Source organism: Halorhabdus utahensis DSM 12940 (assembly GCF_000023945.1).
Taxonomy (GTDB): Archaea; Halobacteriota; Halobacteria; order Halobacteriales; family Haloarculaceae; genus Halorhabdus; species Halorhabdus utahensis.
In genome coordinates, this window is the sequence record NC_013158.1 from 809,253 (window position 1) to 826,534 (window position 17,282).

The 17,282-nt window shown below is 62.0% G+C and carries 21 protein-coding genes and 2 pseudogenes; 13 read left to right on the plus strand and 10 right to left on the minus strand.

Annotated features, from left to right (window positions below):
- The first annotated feature begins 107 nt into the window (after positions 1 to 107).
- Positions 108 to 653, plus strand: coding sequence for a peroxiredoxin family protein (locus HUTA_RS04095; RefSeq protein ID WP_015788598.1), 546 nt, complete (start codon positions 108 to 110; stop codon positions 651 to 653).
- 189 nt (positions 654 to 842) lie between these two features.
- Here the strand turns inward: HUTA_RS04095 and HUTA_RS16085 are convergent.
- Positions 843 to 2,147: pseudogene (locus HUTA_RS16085) on the minus strand (RNA-guided endonuclease TnpB family protein).
- A gap of 44 nt (positions 2,148 to 2,191) precedes the next feature.
- Here HUTA_RS16085 and tnpA point away from each other — a divergent pair.
- Positions 2,192 to 2,599, plus strand: a pseudogene (gene tnpA, locus HUTA_RS14920) (IS200/IS605 family transposase).
- 455 nt (positions 2,600 to 3,054) lie between these two features.
- On the opposite strand, the gene HUTA_RS15830 reads toward tnpA, so the two are convergent.
- The 4 genes from HUTA_RS15830 to HUTA_RS04125 form a co-directional block, all read right to left on the minus strand.
- Positions 3,055 to 3,345 (minus strand): hypothetical protein, encoded by a 291-nt coding sequence (locus HUTA_RS15830; RefSeq protein WP_015788600.1) that lies wholly within the window; start codon positions 3,343 to 3,345, stop codon positions 3,055 to 3,057.
- Positions 3,335 to 3,661, minus strand: a complete 327-nt coding sequence (locus tag HUTA_RS04115; protein WP_015788601.1) for a hypothetical protein — start codon at positions 3,659 to 3,661, stop codon at positions 3,335 to 3,337. Before HUTA_RS04115 ends, HUTA_RS15830 begins: the two co-directional genes overlap by 11 nt.
- 99 nt (positions 3,662 to 3,760) lie before the next feature.
- Positions 3,761 to 5,134, minus strand: a complete 1,374-nt coding sequence (locus HUTA_RS04120) for a dihydrolipoyl dehydrogenase (protein ID WP_015788602.1) — start codon at positions 5,132 to 5,134, stop codon at positions 3,761 to 3,763.
- Positions 5,134 to 5,517 carry a winged helix-turn-helix transcriptional regulator gene (locus HUTA_RS04125; protein ID WP_015788603.1) on the minus strand — a complete coding sequence of 128 codons (384 nt, stop codon included), beginning with the start codon at positions 5,515 to 5,517 and terminating at the stop codon, positions 5,134 to 5,136. Before HUTA_RS04125 ends, HUTA_RS04120 begins: the two co-directional genes overlap by 1 nt.
- A 179-nt stretch (positions 5,518 to 5,696) precedes the next feature.
- Between HUTA_RS04125 and HUTA_RS04130 the strand changes: the two genes are divergently transcribed.
- Positions 5,697 to 6,071 carry a hypothetical protein gene (locus tag HUTA_RS04130; RefSeq protein WP_015788604.1) on the plus strand — a complete coding sequence of 125 codons (375 nt, stop codon included), beginning with the start codon at positions 5,697 to 5,699 and terminating at the stop codon, positions 6,069 to 6,071.
- 27 nt (positions 6,072 to 6,098) lie between these two features.
- Here the strand turns inward: HUTA_RS04130 and HUTA_RS04135 are convergent, their stop codons facing one another.
- On the minus strand, positions 6,099 to 6,533 hold the full coding sequence (locus HUTA_RS04135; protein WP_015788605.1) for a hypothetical protein: 435 nt from the start codon (positions 6,531 to 6,533) through the stop codon (positions 6,099 to 6,101).
- 102 nt (positions 6,534 to 6,635) lie between these two features.
- Between HUTA_RS04135 and HUTA_RS04140 the strand changes: the two genes are divergently transcribed.
- Positions 6,636 to 7,421 (plus strand): sulfite exporter TauE/SafE family protein, encoded by a 786-nt coding sequence (locus HUTA_RS04140; protein ID WP_015788606.1) that lies wholly within the window; start codon positions 6,636 to 6,638, stop codon positions 7,419 to 7,421.
- A 25-nt stretch (positions 7,422 to 7,446) separates the two neighbouring features.
- Here the strand turns inward: HUTA_RS04140 and HUTA_RS04145 are convergent, their stop codons facing one another.
- Positions 7,447 to 8,064, minus strand: a complete 618-nt coding sequence (locus HUTA_RS04145) for a helix-turn-helix domain-containing protein (protein ID WP_015788607.1) — start codon at positions 8,062 to 8,064, stop codon at positions 7,447 to 7,449.
- A gap of 62 nt (positions 8,065 to 8,126) precedes the next feature.
- The gene (locus HUTA_RS04150; protein WP_015788608.1) at positions 8,127 to 8,387 is read right to left on the minus strand and encodes a hypothetical protein; all 261 of its coding nucleotides are present in this window, start codon (positions 8,385 to 8,387) and stop codon (positions 8,127 to 8,129) included.
- Between the two features lie 574 nt (positions 8,388 to 8,961).
- Between HUTA_RS04150 and HUTA_RS04155 the strand changes: the two genes are divergently transcribed.
- The 5 genes from HUTA_RS04155 to HUTA_RS04175 all read left to right on the plus strand — a co-directional run bounded on the left by HUTA_RS04155 (position 8,962) and on the right by HUTA_RS04175 (position 12,042).
- Positions 8,962 to 9,186, plus strand: coding sequence for a hypothetical protein (locus HUTA_RS04155; protein ID WP_049941183.1), 225 nt, complete (start codon positions 8,962 to 8,964; stop codon positions 9,184 to 9,186).
- 2 nt (positions 9,187 to 9,188) lie between these two features.
- Positions 9,189 to 9,566: a hypothetical protein gene (locus tag HUTA_RS04160; RefSeq protein ID WP_015788610.1), complete on the plus strand. Its 378-nt coding sequence runs from the start codon at positions 9,189 to 9,191 to the stop codon at positions 9,564 to 9,566.
- 129 nt (positions 9,567 to 9,695) lie between these two features.
- The gene (locus HUTA_RS04165; protein ID WP_015788611.1) at positions 9,696 to 10,253 is read left to right on the plus strand and encodes a carboxymuconolactone decarboxylase family protein; all 558 of its coding nucleotides are present in this window, start codon (positions 9,696 to 9,698) and stop codon (positions 10,251 to 10,253) included.
- 2 nt (positions 10,254 to 10,255) lie between these two features.
- A complete protein-coding gene (locus HUTA_RS04170; RefSeq protein WP_015788612.1) occupies positions 10,256 to 11,209 on the plus strand; it encodes a sulfite exporter TauE/SafE family protein in 954 nt (317 codons plus the stop codon).
- A gap of 80 nt (positions 11,210 to 11,289) precedes the next feature.
- Positions 11,290 to 12,042: an HFX_2341 family transcriptional regulator domain-containing protein gene (locus HUTA_RS04175; RefSeq protein WP_049941412.1), complete on the plus strand. Its 753-nt coding sequence runs from the start codon at positions 11,290 to 11,292 to the stop codon at positions 12,040 to 12,042.
- 545 nt (positions 12,043 to 12,587) lie between these two features.
- On the opposite strand, the gene HUTA_RS04180 is transcribed toward HUTA_RS04175, so the two are convergent.
- Positions 12,588 to 12,851 carry a hypothetical protein gene (locus tag HUTA_RS04180; protein ID WP_015788614.1) on the minus strand — a complete coding sequence of 88 codons (264 nt, stop codon included), beginning with the start codon at positions 12,849 to 12,851 and terminating at the stop codon, positions 12,588 to 12,590.
- 165 nt (positions 12,852 to 13,016) lie between these two features.
- On the opposite strand from HUTA_RS04180, the gene HUTA_RS04185 reads away from it, so the two are divergent.
- From HUTA_RS04185 to HUTA_RS04200, 4 genes are all read left to right on the plus strand, one after another.
- Positions 13,017 to 13,877, plus strand: coding sequence for an SDR family oxidoreductase (locus HUTA_RS04185; RefSeq protein ID WP_015788615.1), 861 nt, complete (start codon positions 13,017 to 13,019; stop codon positions 13,875 to 13,877).
- 23 nt (positions 13,878 to 13,900) lie between these two features.
- Entirely contained in the window at positions 13,901 to 14,866 is a 966-nt protein-coding gene (locus tag HUTA_RS04190; RefSeq protein ID WP_015788616.1) for a patatin-like phospholipase family protein, read from the plus strand.
- Between the two features lie 78 nt (positions 14,867 to 14,944).
- Positions 14,945 to 15,631 (plus strand): triose-phosphate isomerase, encoded by a 687-nt coding sequence (locus HUTA_RS04195; RefSeq protein ID WP_015788617.1) that lies wholly within the window; start codon positions 14,945 to 14,947, stop codon positions 15,629 to 15,631.
- Between the two features lie 67 nt (positions 15,632 to 15,698).
- Positions 15,699 to 16,538 carry an aldo/keto reductase gene (locus HUTA_RS04200; protein ID WP_015788618.1) on the plus strand — a complete coding sequence of 280 codons (840 nt, stop codon included), beginning with the start codon at positions 15,699 to 15,701 and terminating at the stop codon, positions 16,536 to 16,538.
- Positions 16,539 to 16,616: 78 nt separating this feature from the next.
- Here HUTA_RS04200 and fsa read toward each other — a convergent pair whose 3' ends face one another.
- Positions 16,617 to 17,273: a fructose-6-phosphate aldolase gene (fsa, locus tag HUTA_RS04205; RefSeq protein ID WP_015788619.1), complete on the minus strand. Its 657-nt coding sequence runs from the start codon at positions 17,271 to 17,273 to the stop codon at positions 16,617 to 16,619.
- Between the last annotated feature and the right edge of the window lie 9 nt (positions 17,274 to 17,282).

Below are 17,282 nucleotides of genomic sequence, written 5' to 3' on the forward strand. Positions count from 1 at the left end.
GAGATCTTATAAATAGCTCTGTCCTCCGGAAGGCGGGTTACGCCAGCCACAGGGCCTTACGGGGACGGTACCGACTGTTGATACGCCCCGATATCGAACGGCCCGATATGTCAGAGACGACGCTCGCCGAGGGCGTATTCGACTTCGAGTTACCGAACGTCGGCGTCGGGCCGGACCCACTGGGTCTGGACGCTGTCGTGGCCGCTTCGGACTTTGCCGTCTTGCTCTTCCTGCGGGACTATCACTGCCCGAAGTGCAAAGCCCAGGTGTCCGAAATCAGCGAGCACGCCCGGACGTTCAACGAACTGAAAACGGCCGTCCTGCCGATCCTGCCAGAGCCACGCGAGCGGGCCGAACAGTGGCGTGAGAAGGTCGTCGAGGACTTCCCGTTCCCGCTGCTTGCCGACGGCGAGAAGCGGGTCGCCGAACAGTACGACCAGCCGACGCGATACGGCCCCGTCGGGAACCTGCACGACCTCCTCGGACGACTCCCACAGAGCGTCGTGCTTGACACGCGAGGCGATGCCGTCGAGGTGATCTTCACCCACCAGGGTGATTCAATCGACGATCGACCGGCCGCCGCGGAACTGATCGGGACCGTCGAAGACATCCAGGAATCGTTCGTCTTCGATTGCTCACTGGTGGAGTGTTAGCGACGGGAGCGTGAGATCGATCTGTTCTCATACAGATTGCTCTACCTGTTTACCGTGACGACGATCCGACTGCAGGCGGTCGATATTGTGATGACGTAAACAACCTCGGGCGCGGTGTTGACGCAAATCGGAGATTTGCGAAAGCCGAAAACCTGCGGTTTTCGGAAGCCCGAGGCTTTTGTAATTCCCTCAGCCGTGCGCTAGCACTCCCTGCTCGGCAAGCGAGCGGGATGAGGTTGGGCGGCTTACACGCCCCGACCCGGACAGACGCACCAACCGAACCTGCGGCTGGGTTTTGTGAGTCCGGTAATCCGCATTATTACCGTCAAGTTTCGCCTTCTCGCGCCACGCGATGTTCACCGACGCATTCCGGTCAGCGTGGTCTTGCACCACGTCACACTCGTCGTTCGGACACCGGAACCGCCGTCCTTGACGATCCCCACGCTCACCACAGCACGAACATGTCTTCGAGTTGTAGTACGCATCCACAGTGTCCGTGGGAATCTCTCGCCACGTCGCCTTGTACGAGACGAACGTCTCGAACTTGTGGAACGGCAGTTTGTGCAACCGGCGGTTCATATACGACCCGTACTGCATTTCCTCGCGAATACCCTCCATATCCTCGAACACGATGACCGGGTTCGGGAACTATTCTGCGAACGCCACGACAGCACGGGAGAGCCGATGCAACACCCACTCGGTGAATCGTTCCTCTTTGTCACCGAGTTTCCGGTGGATGCTCGTCTTGCCGTGTTCTTGACAGCGAGTAGTGATGGTGTGGTAGCGTTGGCGTTCCTGCTTGACTCGTCCGTAGTCAAGGACGAGCGTGCCCTTCGTCCGCATTGTCTCGTGGTCGAGGGCGGTGAGTGCGACGTTGCGCTCGTTGATGTCCACTCCGACGAGCGTGTCGCTGATGTCGGGGTCGGGCACGTCGAACTCGCGTGTGACCGTGACGTGTAGGTAGTACACGCCATCGCGGTACAGGAGTTCGGCCTGCCCCACATCCACCTCATCCGACGTGATGGCGTCTCGAAGTTCGTCCATCGCGTCTGGCTCACCCCGAAGGTGGCCTGTTACCTTCTTGTAGGGTTTTGGGCTGATGCGGACTTGGACGCGGTTCGTGTCGTCGTCCACGGTGAGGCGGTAGCCTTCCGTGTGCGCCATCACGAGCGGGTACGCACCAGATTTGTCCGTACTCGGCGGCGTCGGCTTGCCACCATCAGGGTCATCTTGTTCGCGCCACCAGTCAAGGAGTGACTGGTAGGAGTCCCATGTTTGGAGTGCTTTGCCGACGACCGCGCACTTGTTGTTCCGCAAGAAGTCGTCGCGATCAACCTCCTGCTGAATCTTAGTGCGCGTGTATCCCTGTTGTTTGAGGTGGATGGTTTGGTTGAATATCTCGCGTGAGGCGAGGCGGGCGTCGTGAAGCCACGACCGCTCACCAGACGCTATATGGAGGCGCGTCTGAATCGTCTTCGTGGCTTCTTCACCCATGCTTTGACAATCGTTCCAGACTGTCATAAATGTAGGGATTAGGGATAGAGGAGTATCGCAGTCATGCACATTCTATTAGTTCCTGCAAGTATCACTTCGTCTGGTGTCCGAAGTACCGCCACCTGGTTCTCAACGTGATTGAAGACGATATCCGGGATCTGTTAGGTTAGGCTGCTGACCACTTTGGGCACGAGATCCTTACGTTGGAGATCGCAGATGACCACGTTCACCTGTTCGTGCAAGCAGACCCGAAGCACAGTCCAGCCGACCTTGCCCGGCAGTTCAAGTCGTACTCGGGAAAGCACTTGCTGGAGCGGTACCCTGAGATTCGGGAGTCGTATTTCTGGGGCGGTGGGTTCTGGAAGGTCGGGTACTACGTGGGAACAACGGGAGCGGTGTCGGAAGAGGTGGTTGAGCGGTATATCGAAGAGACGGAACATGCGCCGAAGTGACGCGCTTCACCCCCGCCCACGGTGTTGACGCAAATCGAAGATTTGCGAAAGCCGAAAACCGTAGGTTTTCGGAAGGGCGGGGAACTCGCGCTACTTTTCGTTTAGAGCAATCCGTATCAGTCGCGTCCCGTTTGACTGACTCTCAGGGTGGGAGGATGTCGTCGTCGAGGAACTCGGCACAGTCAACGGGAATGCTTGTCCAGGCGTGCTTGACGACTTCGTAGCCCGTCCACCCTTCCGTCCGGATCATCTCACCCGTCGCCTCGCAGAATGCAGCCTTCGAAATGAGGTCGTTATCAAATAGAACGTGGAGAAGATACGGCGGCCCCACAACGTCAACGTCGTATCCGTGGTCCTCGACCAGTCGCCTGATCGACCGGCGTGCGGCTCCATCGAGCAGCGAGACGACCTGGTAGGCGTCACCGTGTGCGGACAGCTCCTGCTGTAGCGATTGCTCACCTGCATCCGGCCCGTGGGGGGCGCGGAACGACAGTCACACACGACCACGACGAGGAATCATCGTCTACGTGCTCAAGCACGCGCTCACTGCCTTCTTTCAGGTACTGTTCGCGGCTTCCTTCCGGTGCGTACGTGTTCGAGTTGACGTGGTTCTGCAGTTCGTGCTTGCAGACGTTCGTGGTGGTCAACGCGAGCGAGTCCGCCAGTACGTCCCACTGGTCGGTGTTCGCAACGGCAATCAGGGAGCTCGTATCGGCCAGGAGTGGGTGGCGAGGCTCACTCGCCATCGCTCTCAGCGAGGAACGTCGAAGTGTCCCGCTCCATTGCCGACTCGAAGGCGTCTCGCTCCGCGTCCATCCGGTCGATCTTCTCACCGAGAAGAACCTGAGCCACGTCTTCGTCGATCTCGTCGCGGCTATATCGTTCGTAAATTGCGATCTCATCCCGTTCGTCAAGCGACCGGCGGAGCATCTCGACCAGGCCTGTCCGGGCGAGTTCACTCACGTTGATGCCCCCGATATGGACCTCGTCGAGCAGTTCTGCGGCCTCCTTTTCGGACCCGGCGCGGAACTGAATCGTCGTATCGTAGCTCGAACCACTCATATTGAGGCGTCCGTCGCGCAGGCGGTTATATGTTATGACGTGTGGGTACCTGTTAGTACATTTTTCGGCGCCCGGTCTCGCGAGTTGCAGTTTCCGTGATCAGGCGTCCAGGGCGTCCCGGAAGGCGTACTCGACGGCCTTGTTCAGCGTCGGATGGGCGTGGATCGTATCAGTGATGTCGCTAAGTTGCCCCGAACCAGCCCGCATCGCCACGAGCACCTCGTGGATCATCGTCGAGACTTCCTCGCCGAGCATGTGACACCCCAGGATCTCGCCGTCGGGAGTGGCGAGCACCTTCACGAACCCTTCCTCGAGTTTCTTCGCACGTCCCATGGGGGTGTCGGGCAGAGCCTGCCGGCCGACGACATACGGGTGATCAGCTGTCTTGAGTTCGGCTTCCGTCGCGCCGACGCCGGCGATCTGTGGCTCGGTGAAGACAGCGTGGGGCAGCGCAGAGAGATCCATCTCCCGGCCGGCGTCGTGAACAACGTTGTCGATCACCACGCGGGTCTCGTAATCGCCGGCATGCTTGAACATCGCGTTGCCCGCGATGTCGCCCTGGGCCCAGACGTTCTCGGCACTGGTTTGCAGGCGTTCGTCGGTCACGATGAAGCCCCGGTTGTCGGTCTCGATGCCCGCCGACGCGACGTCGAGGGAGTCAGAATTCGGCCGCCGACCGGCGGCCACGAGCACGTCCTCGCCGGAACATTCGATGACGTCGTCGCCACCGTCACCACCCTCGGCAAAGACGCGGACGCCCTCGCCGAGCGGTTCGACCGCTGTCGCACGATAGCCGGTGTGAACGTCGTGGCGCTTTCGGGCGATTTCCGTGAACGCTTCGCTGACCTCAGGATCTTCCCGGCCGAGCAAGGTCTCCCCGCTCTCGATGATCGTGACGTCGGTCCCCAGCGTCTCGAAAACGTATCCCAGTTCCACCGCGATGTACCCCCCGCCGATGATCACCAGACTCTCGGGTTGTTCGTCGAGGTAGAGCGCCTCGCGACTCGTGAGATATTCGACGGTTCCGAGCCCCTCGATCGGCGGAATAAACGGCCGACTCCCGGCGGCGACGACGACTTTCTCCCCACTGATGTGCTCGTCATCGACCAGAACCGTCCGCTCGTCGACGAAGACAGCCTCGTCGTCGTACAGCGTCAGATCGTCCGTTGCCCGGTAGTCGGCTTCCATCCCCTCGGCAAGTCCGGACAGTGTCTCGTCCATGTCGGAGACGATGGCAGAGAAATCCACGTCATGCAGAGAAGCGTCGAGAAAGAATCGGTCAGCGTCCTGCACCTGTTGGGCAGCATTTGCGGCCTGGATGAGCATCTTCGAGGGATTACAGCCGCGATTCAGACACGTGCCGCCGAGCGATCCCTTCTCGATCAGTGCCGTGTCCAGCCCGGCGTCGGCAGCGGCCGCTGCGACATTGTTTCCGGTGCCGCCACCGATCACGACGACGTCGTAGTGAGCCATCAATCGTCCTCCACGCGGTCAAACTCGGCGTCCCACTGGAGGAGTGCCGCGATAGCTGGTTCCAGTGCCGAACCGCGGTCGGTGAGAGAGTATTCGACGCGCACCGGCTGGTCGCTGACGATCTCACGGGCGACGATCCGTTGTGCTTCCAGGGCGGAAAGGCTCTCTGAGAGCATCTTCGAAGAGACCCCGTCCAGAACCCGCTTAAGTGCACTGAAACCCATCGGGCCCGCCTCCAGAAGGTGGTAGACGATCCGAAGGTGCCACTTCCGTCCGGTGATCTCCTGAATCGTATCGAACGCCTCCCCGGGTTCGAAAAACCGTGGTGGGTTCGCCATCGTTTGTTCGGGAACGCTCGTCGCCGTCTGGGCGTCGGAACTCATGATCTACGAACACGTTATACCGAATACATATTTAACGTGTCCCGGGTGGGCACTGACCGTCCAGATCACCGATGGATTTAAGTATTAGGTCGGGAATCCCACGCACTCAGCCGGGGCGAGAAAAGACAGGATGGGGGTCTAACCATAATATAAAACCGTGTGCCACTGAACACCAAGGTATGCCGGAAGATTTCGAAGACGTCGTCAAACACGTCAAGTCCCACGCGGGCGAGACACTGCAGGCGATCGTGATCTACGACGAATCCCGTCATCGAGACATCTACCGCCGCGAGGACGTTGACGCGCTGCATAACTCGAACCTGGAAGCGGAGGTTCTCGCGGACATCCGTACAGATCGCCGGCGACGGGAGAGTCCGGAAGCCACCGAGTACGAGGGCGAACACCGCGCGAGTGCCCACGTGTTCGACGAACGAGTGATCCTCCATCTCCCGCGGGACGCGGACTCGGGCACGATCCTCATCCTCGAGACGGCAGCCGCCCGCGACCTCGCCGAATTCGTCGCGGACATCCGCGGCGACATCTACAGCGAGTGAGTTCGACTGGTGGAAAACCGGTCACAGTCACATCCCACTTGAGTCCGCCATCCCGGAGGGGCTCCGCGTCATGATGAGCCCGCTGACGAGCATGAGAAGGGCGAGTGCGACCATCCCGGCGTCCCAGCCCATCCCGCTGGTCATCGCGCTCCCGCCCATCCCCATCCCGCCGTCCATTCCCGTGCCCATCCCGCTGCCGTCGTCCAGCATGCCGTTCGCCAGCAACGCCTGGTTGAGCAGCATGACCGCCGCGTAGCCGATCATCAGCGGCCCGCTGGCTGTCCCGAGTCGGTCGGCGAGATGCGTCAGCAGGACGGTGCCGTGAACCAGCACGACGACGCCGAGACCGAGCATGAGCCAGCTGCTTGTCACCATCTCGCTCGCCGAACTGGCACTCCACAGCGAGTATAGCCCGGAAGCGAAGGCGATCGACGCGCCGTACAGTCGCGTGTTCGAGACCATGGTCTGGACCACGGACGGAATACCTAAAGAAATACGTGACAGGTCATTCGGGTTACCGGACGGTAACCAATCGTTTAGACCGCTGGTGCCGTAGCGAAACGCATGCTCTCGGCGTTCACGCCGGAACTGATCGTGGCCATAACTGTCGTGATCGTCGTCGCTGGCGCAGTCAATGGCCTGGCTGGCTTCGGATTCGCTCTCGTCGGGACGATGGCCCTGGCGACGGCCATCGATCCCACCACGGCGGTCGTGTTCATGATCGCACCCATCCTGGGCGTGAACCTCTCGCTGCTCGGTGACCTCTCACTCACGGACCTCCGAACCTGCGGCCGTCGGTTCTGGCCGCTCATGTTCGCAGCGCTGGTCGGGACGCTGGCGGGTCTCGTCGTCCTGGATCGCGTCCCCCAGGGACCGCTGAAGGTCGGCCTGGGCGTGCTCTCGCTGGGGTTCGTCCTCAGTACACAGCGCCACCTGCGGGTTCCCGGGCTCGACCGTGCGAAAAAGGACTGTTTCGTCGAATCGACCGCAGGCATGGTCGGCGTGGGTGCCGTCTCGGGACTCCTCTTTGGCGGGACGAACGTCGGCGTCCAGCTGGTCGCGTATCTCCGAAGTTGTAACCTCTCGCACGGCCTGTTCGTCGGCGTCGTCGCGATGGTCTTTCTTGTACTCAACGGAATCCGGATCGGCGCGGCCGGCGCACTCGGTCTGTACCCGAGCGTCGGGCTCGCGGCAGCCTCGTTCGTTGCTGTCGGCCCGGCTGTCGCTGGCGTCGCCGTCGGGAAACGGTTGCGCGCGATCGTCGGCGAGCGTGAGCGCCAGTTCGTCGTGCTCGGTCTGTTGACCGTGATCGGCATCCGGCTGCTCCTTGGCGGGTTCGGGATCGCGTGAATGCAGTGGAACTGCACACAGAGCGCTACTGGTCGTCAGCCCGCGCGCCGTCGAACTCCTCCCAGAAGATCGCATCGAGCGATTCCTCGTGATCGGCATCCACGTACTCCGCCTTCGTGAGATTGGCCTCCTCGATGAGGGCAGCCGCCTCGCCGGCCCAGGCGTAAAATCCCGTCAACGTTTCGCGTCGCATTTCGTCTAAGTCCACCGAGTGAAAGACCGAGACGAACCCGCCACCTTCGCGGTTGAGCTGAGACTGCTGGAGGAGTCCCAGATCGACGAGTTCGTTCAGATACGACCGGATCGTGCTCTCGTCGTAATCGAGTTGAGCGGCGACTTCCGCCGGCGAGAGCGGTCCCTCGCCGATGACACACAGACAGATATCCAGGCCCGCTTTCGGGAGGCCGAAGGCGTCGAGCAGAACTTCCCGAAGATCCGGTGGCTCGATATCCATCGCCGCCTCGGTGACGCGCTCCATCGGCTCATCGTGACAGGTCATCCCACCGTCACAATCCTGCATCGAGAGGACAACGTTCCGACAGTCGGTACACCGATAGATTGCGTAGGGCCGATCGGTGATGTCACCGTCTGTAGCCGTCTCGGAGCGAAACGCCGGGGCTTCCTCGGAGTTCTCGTGGCTCATCGATCGTTGCAGTGTGGCTCAATCACTGGGTGGGTCGCCTATAGGAGTTTCGCGCGCGGCAGTCACGAGGAATCGTCCGTGTCCACGATGATCGGCCCGCACTCGACATCGAGATCGAGGAACTCCCGGCCGGTTACGGTCGGTCGGTACCCGTCCTGAACGGGCGCGAGCAACTCACAGTCGACGAGTTGCCGAAACCGTGTTGCAACGGCCGCCTCGTCACGGTCAAGGGTGTCCGTGATAGCTGCCGGCGTGACAGGGCCACCGGTGCTGTCGTAATACTCGACGGTCGCGGCCAGCACCGGGCAGTTGGCTCGTTCCATCAGCGATCTGTGTTGGTATGCATTGGTTGGTGACGACAGCACTGAATCGTGAGATCGGCGGCCGGACAGATGCTCGGTCTCCTTAGTCGCCGTGGTTACGCTGACGGAGTCCAGTATATAACCGCTTGCTGAGGGGCGAGAAAGGCAGTCACAGGGAGGTAACCGACCGGAGGTGCCGAGAGGACGCAGAACAAATAGGCGACAGTAGTGAAACCGCGATATTCAGCAGGCGGACACGTGAATCGATAAGCGAACCCTGAGCAAACAGCTGTGATGGGTGCGACAGGATCGAACAGCTGTGATGGGTGCGACAGGATCGAACAGCTGTGATGGGTGCGACAGGATCAAACAGCTGTATTGTCCGCGACGGAACGCAACACTGTGGGTCTCAAAAAGGATGCTGGCTACACGAACGAGATGCAAACCAACATAGTGGCGACGAAGAGACCGGGCACTTCATCGGTCCATGACCGCTCTGAGCTGGCCGGATCCTCGGGGATAGACAAGGCGTTGCTTTGCGGCCAACTTCATCCCGTGGCACAGGTATATCTGTAGTGAACCTTAATTGAAAATGATGAGTGAATCTGACACGGGAGCCGAGAACACCATCGAGGAGACGACCAACTGGCCCGAGCTCGCGGTTGGGCTGTACGATCGACTGACCGGTCGGGGCGCCGAAATCGTCTACGACTTCGAGGACCTCGACGTGGCCGTTCCGAGCAAAGTCGGCGAGGACGCCGAGCACGCACACTGGCACGTCGACGGAACGGTCCGCGTCACGACCAACGAGCGTGAGTAACTGTGCCAGCGAGCGGTGACCTGCTCGCAACCGTAGAGGGTCTCGCTCGACGCGGTCCCGACCTCAGTGTCACCGCCAATCTTTCAGTCACGGTCAATGACATCGACCTCGCTATCAGTACTGTCGAGGATCGGATCCGCATCCAGGTGCCGTCAGTGTGGGCCGGGTTCCGTCTATTACGAAGTGAACGCGACCGGTTACCGCAGCTTTCGCGGGTGCTTTCGGCGGCTGATCTGACCGCCGAGGTCCGCGTCGGCAGTGCCGTGATTGCGATCGCCGGGGCGGACGCCGTGCCCGGGCGGCTGTCAGGCCGACTCGCAGTGGGGCCAGTCGAGGTTCGCCTCCGGGCGCTAGTGCTTGCTATCCTGCGGCTCCGGTAACGATTGTGCCGTGTTGCCCGGGTAAAGGACCAGAAACCGCCGGACAATCCAGAACGCAACTGGTGTCAACGAGAGGGGGTTACCACAACGTGAGATGCAGATTTACCTCGCACTCACACACGTCCTCTCGTGACCCGACTCGACCTGCTCGACATCGACGAGATTCCGGAGGCGTACCATCACCTCTTCACCGACGACTACCTGGGTGATCGCCACATCTTCCGCGTGTGGGCACACAACCCCGAAGTGCTGGAAGCCACGCTGGAGTACCTCAACACGCTGTACGATCAACTCACCCCGCGGACGAAGGAACTCGTCATTCTCACGGTTGCACGGACCCACCAGGCCCGGTACGAGTGGCACCAGCACGTCGACATCGCCCGGCCCAAGGGCGTCGAGACCGGCGAAATGCGGGCGATCGGCGGCAACGACTTCTCCGTGTTCCCCGACGACGAGTTCGTCCTCTTGCAGTACGCCCGCGCGGTCGCCGAGGGCAACGTGACGGACCAGATCCACGACGCGCTCGCGGCCGTCTACGACCCCAGCGAGATCGTCGCCATCGGCCTCATCGTCGACTTCTACGTCGGCCTGTGTAACTACGTCGCGTCGGTCGACCTGCCGTTCGAAGGCGGCGAGTTCGTCGGCTGGACGCCAAGCGACGAACGGGTCGCCGACTTCTTCGCGTAGCGATGGACGTGCCAGTTCAGGGGAACCGGTTCGTCGCATTCGGCACGGTGGCCTCGCTGAGCATGGTCGCGATCACGGGCCAGCTCCCGTCAATCGCGGCGTTCCCGACCGAGCAGTTCCTCGCCCACTGGTGGGTCTTTCCGGCGTCGATCGTCTTCTCGACGGTCGCGCTGGCCGCCGGGGTTTCCGGGGCCCTGTTCTTTAGCCCCTTCTTCATGCTCGGCGTCGGGCTGACCCCCGCCCAGGCGATCGGGGCCGGCCTCCTGACGGAGGTATTCGGGATGGGCAACGGCCTCCGATCCTACGTCAAGCAGGGCGTCGTGGACTACGACACTGCGAAGTGGCTACTGGCCGGCGCGGTCCCGGCGACCGTCGTCGGCGCACTGCTCGCTCACGCCGTCGATCCGACGCTGTTGAAACTGCTGTTCGGTGCCGGACTGATCGCGCTCGGTGCCTTCCTCGTCTACTACGATCCACCGGAGGACTGCGAACCCGGGGAAGGCGAGGGAAAGTTCCTCGAAGCACAAAACACGGGCCGCGGCACGACGACGATCGAAGCGGCCGACGGCGAGACGTTCACCTACGAGACGTGCTGGCGAGCGCCCGGATTGACACTCTCGACCGTCGGTGGGTTCATTACCGGCCTCATCAGCGCTGGCCTGCCCGAAATCGTCACGACCCAGCTCATCGTCCGGTGTCGCCTCCCGCCGCGAGTCGCAGTCGCGACGAGTGTCTTCACGCTCGGGATCGCCGCTGGCGCAGGCGCGCTCGTCCACGCGCTGTCGGCCTCGCCGGTCTGGTACGTCGTCGCCTGGTCGATCCCGGGCGTACTCGTCGGCGGAACGATCGGGTCTCGGGTCGGCAAGTACGTTCCGGGCGACCTGATGGAAGTCGGTCTCGGAATCGTCTTCGGGCTCGTGGGCGCGTTGGTGCTCGGCGTCGAGCTGTTGGCGTGAACGAACTCGAGGTCCGTAGAGAGGGATCGGTCTCGACGACGACCGAAACGTTCCTGACAATCGGCGTTGGTATCTGTGACATGCAACCCATCGAGGAAGTCCACGTCGTGCCCCTGGGGTACGAGCACGACCGGATTCTCTCGCCGATTCGCGAACACGACGCCGACCGCGTCTATCTGCTCGCGGCGGCCCACCAGGACCGTCACCTGACACCCTATCAGGAAGCGCTCGTCGAGGAACTCGAAGCGGACAGCCGGGCGGTCGCGTTTCGAGAAACCGATCTCGCCGACATCTACGACGTGCTTGCGGTGGTCACCACCGTCGCCGCCGAACACGCCGAGGACGTGGTTCGCGTCAACGTCTCCAGCGCCGGGAAGCTCGCGGCCATCGGCAGCGCGATCGCCTGCATGGCGACCGACGCGACTGCCTACTACGTCCACGTCGAGGAGCACGTCCCGGACCTCGAATCGAACCCACGAACGCGGGGGTTCGAGGAGGCGGAAGTCCTCCCGTCGTATCCGATCGAGGCCGTCTCCTACGATCAGGTGGCGGTGTTGGACTACCTGGCCGAGACGAACACCGACGCCTACACGGCCAAGAAGTCAGACCTGATCGAGTTCGCCGAGGCCGCCGAGCTATCCTTCATGACCGAGGCCGATCCGGCCAACGACAAAGCCAAGTTCGCGCTGTTGAACGCCAACATCGTCGATCCGCTCGAATCCGACGGCTACATCGCGGTCGAGGCAGTCGGTCGCCAGAAACAGATCGATCTCACGGAAACCGGCTGGAACGTGCTCCACGCGTTCCGGCACAAATTACAGGACGACAGCTGACTGTCCCGTCCGACTAGCTGTCTCGGTCGGTAGATATGTTTTGATAGCCATGTCGTTAATGAAACTACCGCATATAAGTATAGATTCGATTGTATAAATAGTATTGTTACTATTGGTAGTAAGTATTGTATTACGATAGAAGCTACAAACTACCCGGGTATAGCTGGAATTGCGCAGGATGGCGGGGGTGTGGTAACCCATCGAGATCCGGTCTCCGCCCGCTTCGGCCCTCCGAACGCCGTTCCCGCCGCCCTGTGCATTTCGACACTGCCCGTTTCCCGTGGGCGTGTGGATCAAAACTGCTCCTTTTCGGGCGCTGTACCAACCAGCGTGCGGTCTGTGGAGTCAGGCGATTCCGTGCCCCCTCAAAAAGTGTCACCGCTGATGGCAAAGCCGACCGAGATGAGTGCGCCGGTGAGCCCGAAGAAGCCGACGATCAGAAGTACCAGTGGCGGATCGTCCCGTCGCACGGTGACGAGGACTCCAAATGCACCGAGGCCGACCACGGCCAGACCAACCGTCAGAATCAGATCCGACCACCCATTCTAGGACGATTCGAGCGCCGGTTCGAGCTGGGACAGCCACCAGTCAGAGTCGTCGGCTGGCGAATCGACCGGCTCGGGACGGCCGATTAATCGCCTCAGAGCCGTCCGTCCACCCGTAGCGAACAGCGCGATCAGCGATGCGACCCCGAAGCCGACCACTACCGCGGGTGGCACGAGTCCGGTCCGCGCGAACAGGAACGTCAGGATAAAGCCGATGGCTGCCAGCCCGGCCAGCATGCCTCGAAACACCGTGTGGGCACCCATTCGATACGGGATTTCCGTCGAGGGACCCCCTGTATATACCGATATTCGACGATTGGTGGCTAACGCGTTCGCTGCACCAGCAGTTGAGTGAGTGTGCCGATGATGCCGAGGAACTTACGTCACCGTGAGCTACCATTATCCGTGGGGCATGCGAGTGCTATCCGTATGAGTGATGATTTCGATCTGAGCGCACCTGAACTGACCCCCGAGGACCTGCTCGTCCTGGAAGACCCTCGATTCACCGAAGAGAGTGTCGCACTCGTGACGGGCGCAGCCTCCGGCATCGGCCAGGCGACCGCCGTCGCACTCGCGGCGAACGGCCTGACGGTCGTCGGGGCTGACGTCGACGAAGACGGGCTCGCCGAGACGGACGGTTTGATCGACGAATTCGATCTACCTGGCCCGTACCACCCCGTCGAAACTGACCTAACAGACGACGATGCCGTGGACGCCGTCGTCGAGGCCGCCGCCGAGCAAGGCGATCTGCGATACGTCGCCAACATTGCCGGGATGCAACACATCGATCCGATCGCCGAGTTCCCGATGAAGAAATACGATCTCCTGACGGACATCATGCTTCGCGCCCCCTTCTACACCGCGAAGCGAGCCATGCCGCACATCCGCGAGACCGAGGACGGCGTGGGAGCCATCGCGAACATGTCCTCGGTGCACGGCCACTACGCGACCCAGGCCAAGCCGGCCTACATCACGGCCAAACACGGCATTACGGGCCTGACGCGGTCGATCGCCGCCGAGGGCGAGGGTGACCTGCGCGGATTCTCTGTCTCGGTGGGATACGTCCTGACGCCGTTGATGGTCAACCAGATCCGGGACACCGCCGCGGAGCGTGGCATCAGCGAGCAGGAAGTCGTCGAGGACGTGATGCTCGGTCAGGCCCGAACCAAGGAGATGATGACGCCTGCCGAAGTCGCGAACCTCTTCGTCTTCGGCTTTTCGAGCCACGCCAGTCACCTCAACGGCGGCGACCTCTGCTTCGACGGCGGCTACACCACCACCTATGAGTGAGTGGCGTGTGAGTCAGTTCACAGATGAGTGAGACGACGAACGTGGCCATCGCCTGCCAGGGCGGCGGCAGCCACACGGCGTTTACCGCGGGCGTCCTGGAGGAGTTACTCCGGGAGTGTGACTGGGACGAGGAGTTCGAACTCGTCGGGATCAGCGGGACGTCCGGCGGGGCGTTCAACGCGCTGGCGGTGTGGTACGGGCTGGTCACCGAGGGACCGGACCGCGCGGCCGACCTGGTCACGTCGATCTGGGATGACCTCGCGGCCGACGAGTACGGCGATCGGCTGCTCAATTCCTGGCTGACGAGCCTCAACCGGCTGGGCGACAGCGGCTGGCCACTCCCCCGGATCAGTCCCTACCAGGTGCCGGGCAAGGAGATCGGCAAGGAGCGCATCCGCGAGGTACTCGAGACGCACATCGACTTCGATGCGATCCCCGTGTTCTGTCGGCACGAGACGCCGGAACTCGTCGTCGGAACGGTCAACGTCAACGCGGGCGTCTTCGAGACGTTCGTCGACGAGGACGTCACCGTCGAGGCTGTTCTCGCGTCGGCAGCCGTCCCGAACGTCTTCGAAGCGGTCGAGATCCACGGCCATTACCACTGGGACGGGCTGTTCTCACAGAACCCACCCGTTCGGGACATGATGCATCAGCCACCCGAGCGCAAGCCCGAGGAGCTCTGGATCATCCAGATCAATCCCCAGGAACTGGAAGGCGAACCGACGACCTTGGAGGAGATCGCCGACCGGCGAAACGAGCTGTCGGGTAACATCTCGCTGAACCAGGAACTGGGGTTCGTCGAGCAGATCAACGAGTGGGTCGCCGAGGGAAAACTTCCGACCGAAGAGTTCGCCCAGACGGAGATCCACCGCATCGAGATGGGCCGCGATTACCACTGCTCGACGAAACTCGACCGTGATCCGGAGTTCATCGCCGAGCTGATGGATCTCGGTCGATCACAGTGTGGAGCGTTTCTCGACGAACGGTGAGTGGGTCAGCCGAGTGGCCAGCAGTCCAGACGCATTCAGCGCGGGATTTTTGCTCGACACACGAGTAGCGAAACCCCAATGAATCTCCCGTATCCACACTTCCAGATCAACTACAAAGTGTACCCGGGGACGTGGGGGGCTGACGGCCTGGCGCTGGCCGAGAAAGTCGAACAGGTGAGCGACGAGACCGGCGCAAATTTCGTCCTGACGCCACAGGTGCCTGATATTCGGCTGGTCGCCAGGGAAACCGACCTACCCGTCACCGCGCCGGCCGTCGATCCCGTCGAGCCGGGTCGCGGCATGGGAAAGCTCCTCCCCGAGGCACTCGCGGAAGCTGGCGCGGTCGGTGCGGTCATCAACCACGCCGAGAACCGCGATACCCTCGCCGACATCGAACGGAAGATCGACCGGTGCCAGGCCGTCGGGCTGGACGCGATTGTCTGCGTCGACAGCGTGGCGATGGGACGAGCCGTCGCGGCATTCGAACCGGACCAGCTGCTCTTTGAGCGCCCCGGCGACATCTCGACCGACCGGGCGATCTCTCGAAGTCATCCCGACCGCATCGAGGCGTTTCTCGCCATGCGTGACGAGGTGGCTCCGGACACGAAGGTCCGCGTCGGCGGTGGAATCTCGACCGCCGAAGCTGTCGATCGGGCCTTCGAACTCGGGGTGGACGCGACCGGTGCGGCCTCGGCGATCGCGACCGCTGATGATCCCGCGAATCAACTCCGAAAGATCGGCGAGGTCGTCGCCGCACTCAGCTGAGGGCCAAGTCAGAAGAGGCGTCGAGCGGGTATGTTAAGACCCGGGGAAGCGAATATTCGATCGAACAATGCCTGTCCCAACCACGACACTGCCGAGTGGCGACGAACTGCCCGTCGTCGGCAAAGGAACGTACGAACTCGAGGGTGAGACCGTCCAGGAACCGGTCGAGATCGCGCTCGAGTCGGGGTACACCCACGTCGACACCGCCGAGGGGTACATGAACGAGGCCGCGCTGGGCGAGGTCCTGGCCGAGCACGACCGCGAGGACCTTTTGTTGACCTCGAAGGTACTCCCCAAGCACCTCAACTACGAGTCGGTGATCGAGACGGCCAAACAGACCCTGGCAGACCTCGGGACGGACTATCTCGACCTCTATCTGATCCACTGGCCGAACCCGGCGATCTCCGTGCGCGAGACGATGGATGCGATGGCCACGCTCAAAGCGGAGGGGCTGGTCCGGAACGTGGGTGTCTCGAACTTCAGCCGCTACCAGCTGAGTGCTGCCCAGCACGTCGCCGACGTGCCGATCGCGGTCAATCAGATCGAGTTCAATCCCTACTTCCAGCGCACCGAACTCGTCGAGTACTGCCAGGACAACGACATCGTCGTCGAGGCGGCCGCGCCGATCGCCCGGGGCGAAGTTCTCTCGGATCCGACACTGCAGGAACTGGGCGAGAAATACGACAAGACGCCCGTTCAGGTCGCCCTCCGGTGGGCGGTCGAGAAGGATATCGTCGTGCTTCCGCGCTCGACCTCCCGAAGTCACATCGAGGAGAACGTCGATCTCTTCGACTTCGAACTCGACGACGACGAGCACGCCCGCATCGACGACCTCGATCGTGGCGAACCGTCCTACGACGACCGCGCCCGATCGTGGGACGACGAGGTCTGGGGCATGGCGGAGTAACGACGGCTGATCAAATCGCATCGCTGGAGGTCAGTTTCTCCGTTCTATCGACCGCGTGAAAACGAAGATGTCGCGTCGTTACTTCAGTGCGGGACTCTCGCGGTCGCCCCAGTCGTCGAGGAAGGCCTCGAGCCCGCTGTCGGTGCGGGGGTGGTCGAACATCTTGTCGGCGACGCTCGGCGGCAGCGTGGCGATGTCCGCGCCGGCCTTGGCGACCTCCTGGACGTGGTAGGGGTGGCGGAGCGACGCCGCGAGGATGTCCGTCTCGAAGTCGTAGTTGTCGTAGACCTCGCGGATGTCCTCGATGAGGCCGACGCCGTCGTGACCGTTGTCGTCGAGGCGGCCGATGAACGGCGAGACCATTGTCGCGCCGTTCTTCGCGGCGATGAGTGCCTGGTTGACGGAGAAGATCAGCGTGATGTTGGTCTGGACACCCTCCGCGGTGAGTGTCCGGAGAGCCTTCATGCCGTCGCGGGTCATCGGCAGCTTGACCGCGATGTTGTCGCCCCAGGTGTCGTACTCCCGGGCCTCCTCGAGCATCTCCTCGTAGTCGGTCGCGATGACCTCGACGCTGATCGGGCCATCGACGAACTCCGTCAGCTCGTCGATGATGTCCCGGTACTCCCGGTCGGTCCCGGCGACCAGCGACGGGTTCGTCGTGACCCCGTCGACCAGCCCGAGTTCGTATGCTTCCCGTACGTTTTCGACTTCCGCTGAATCAATGTATGTTCTCATGGTTGCAAT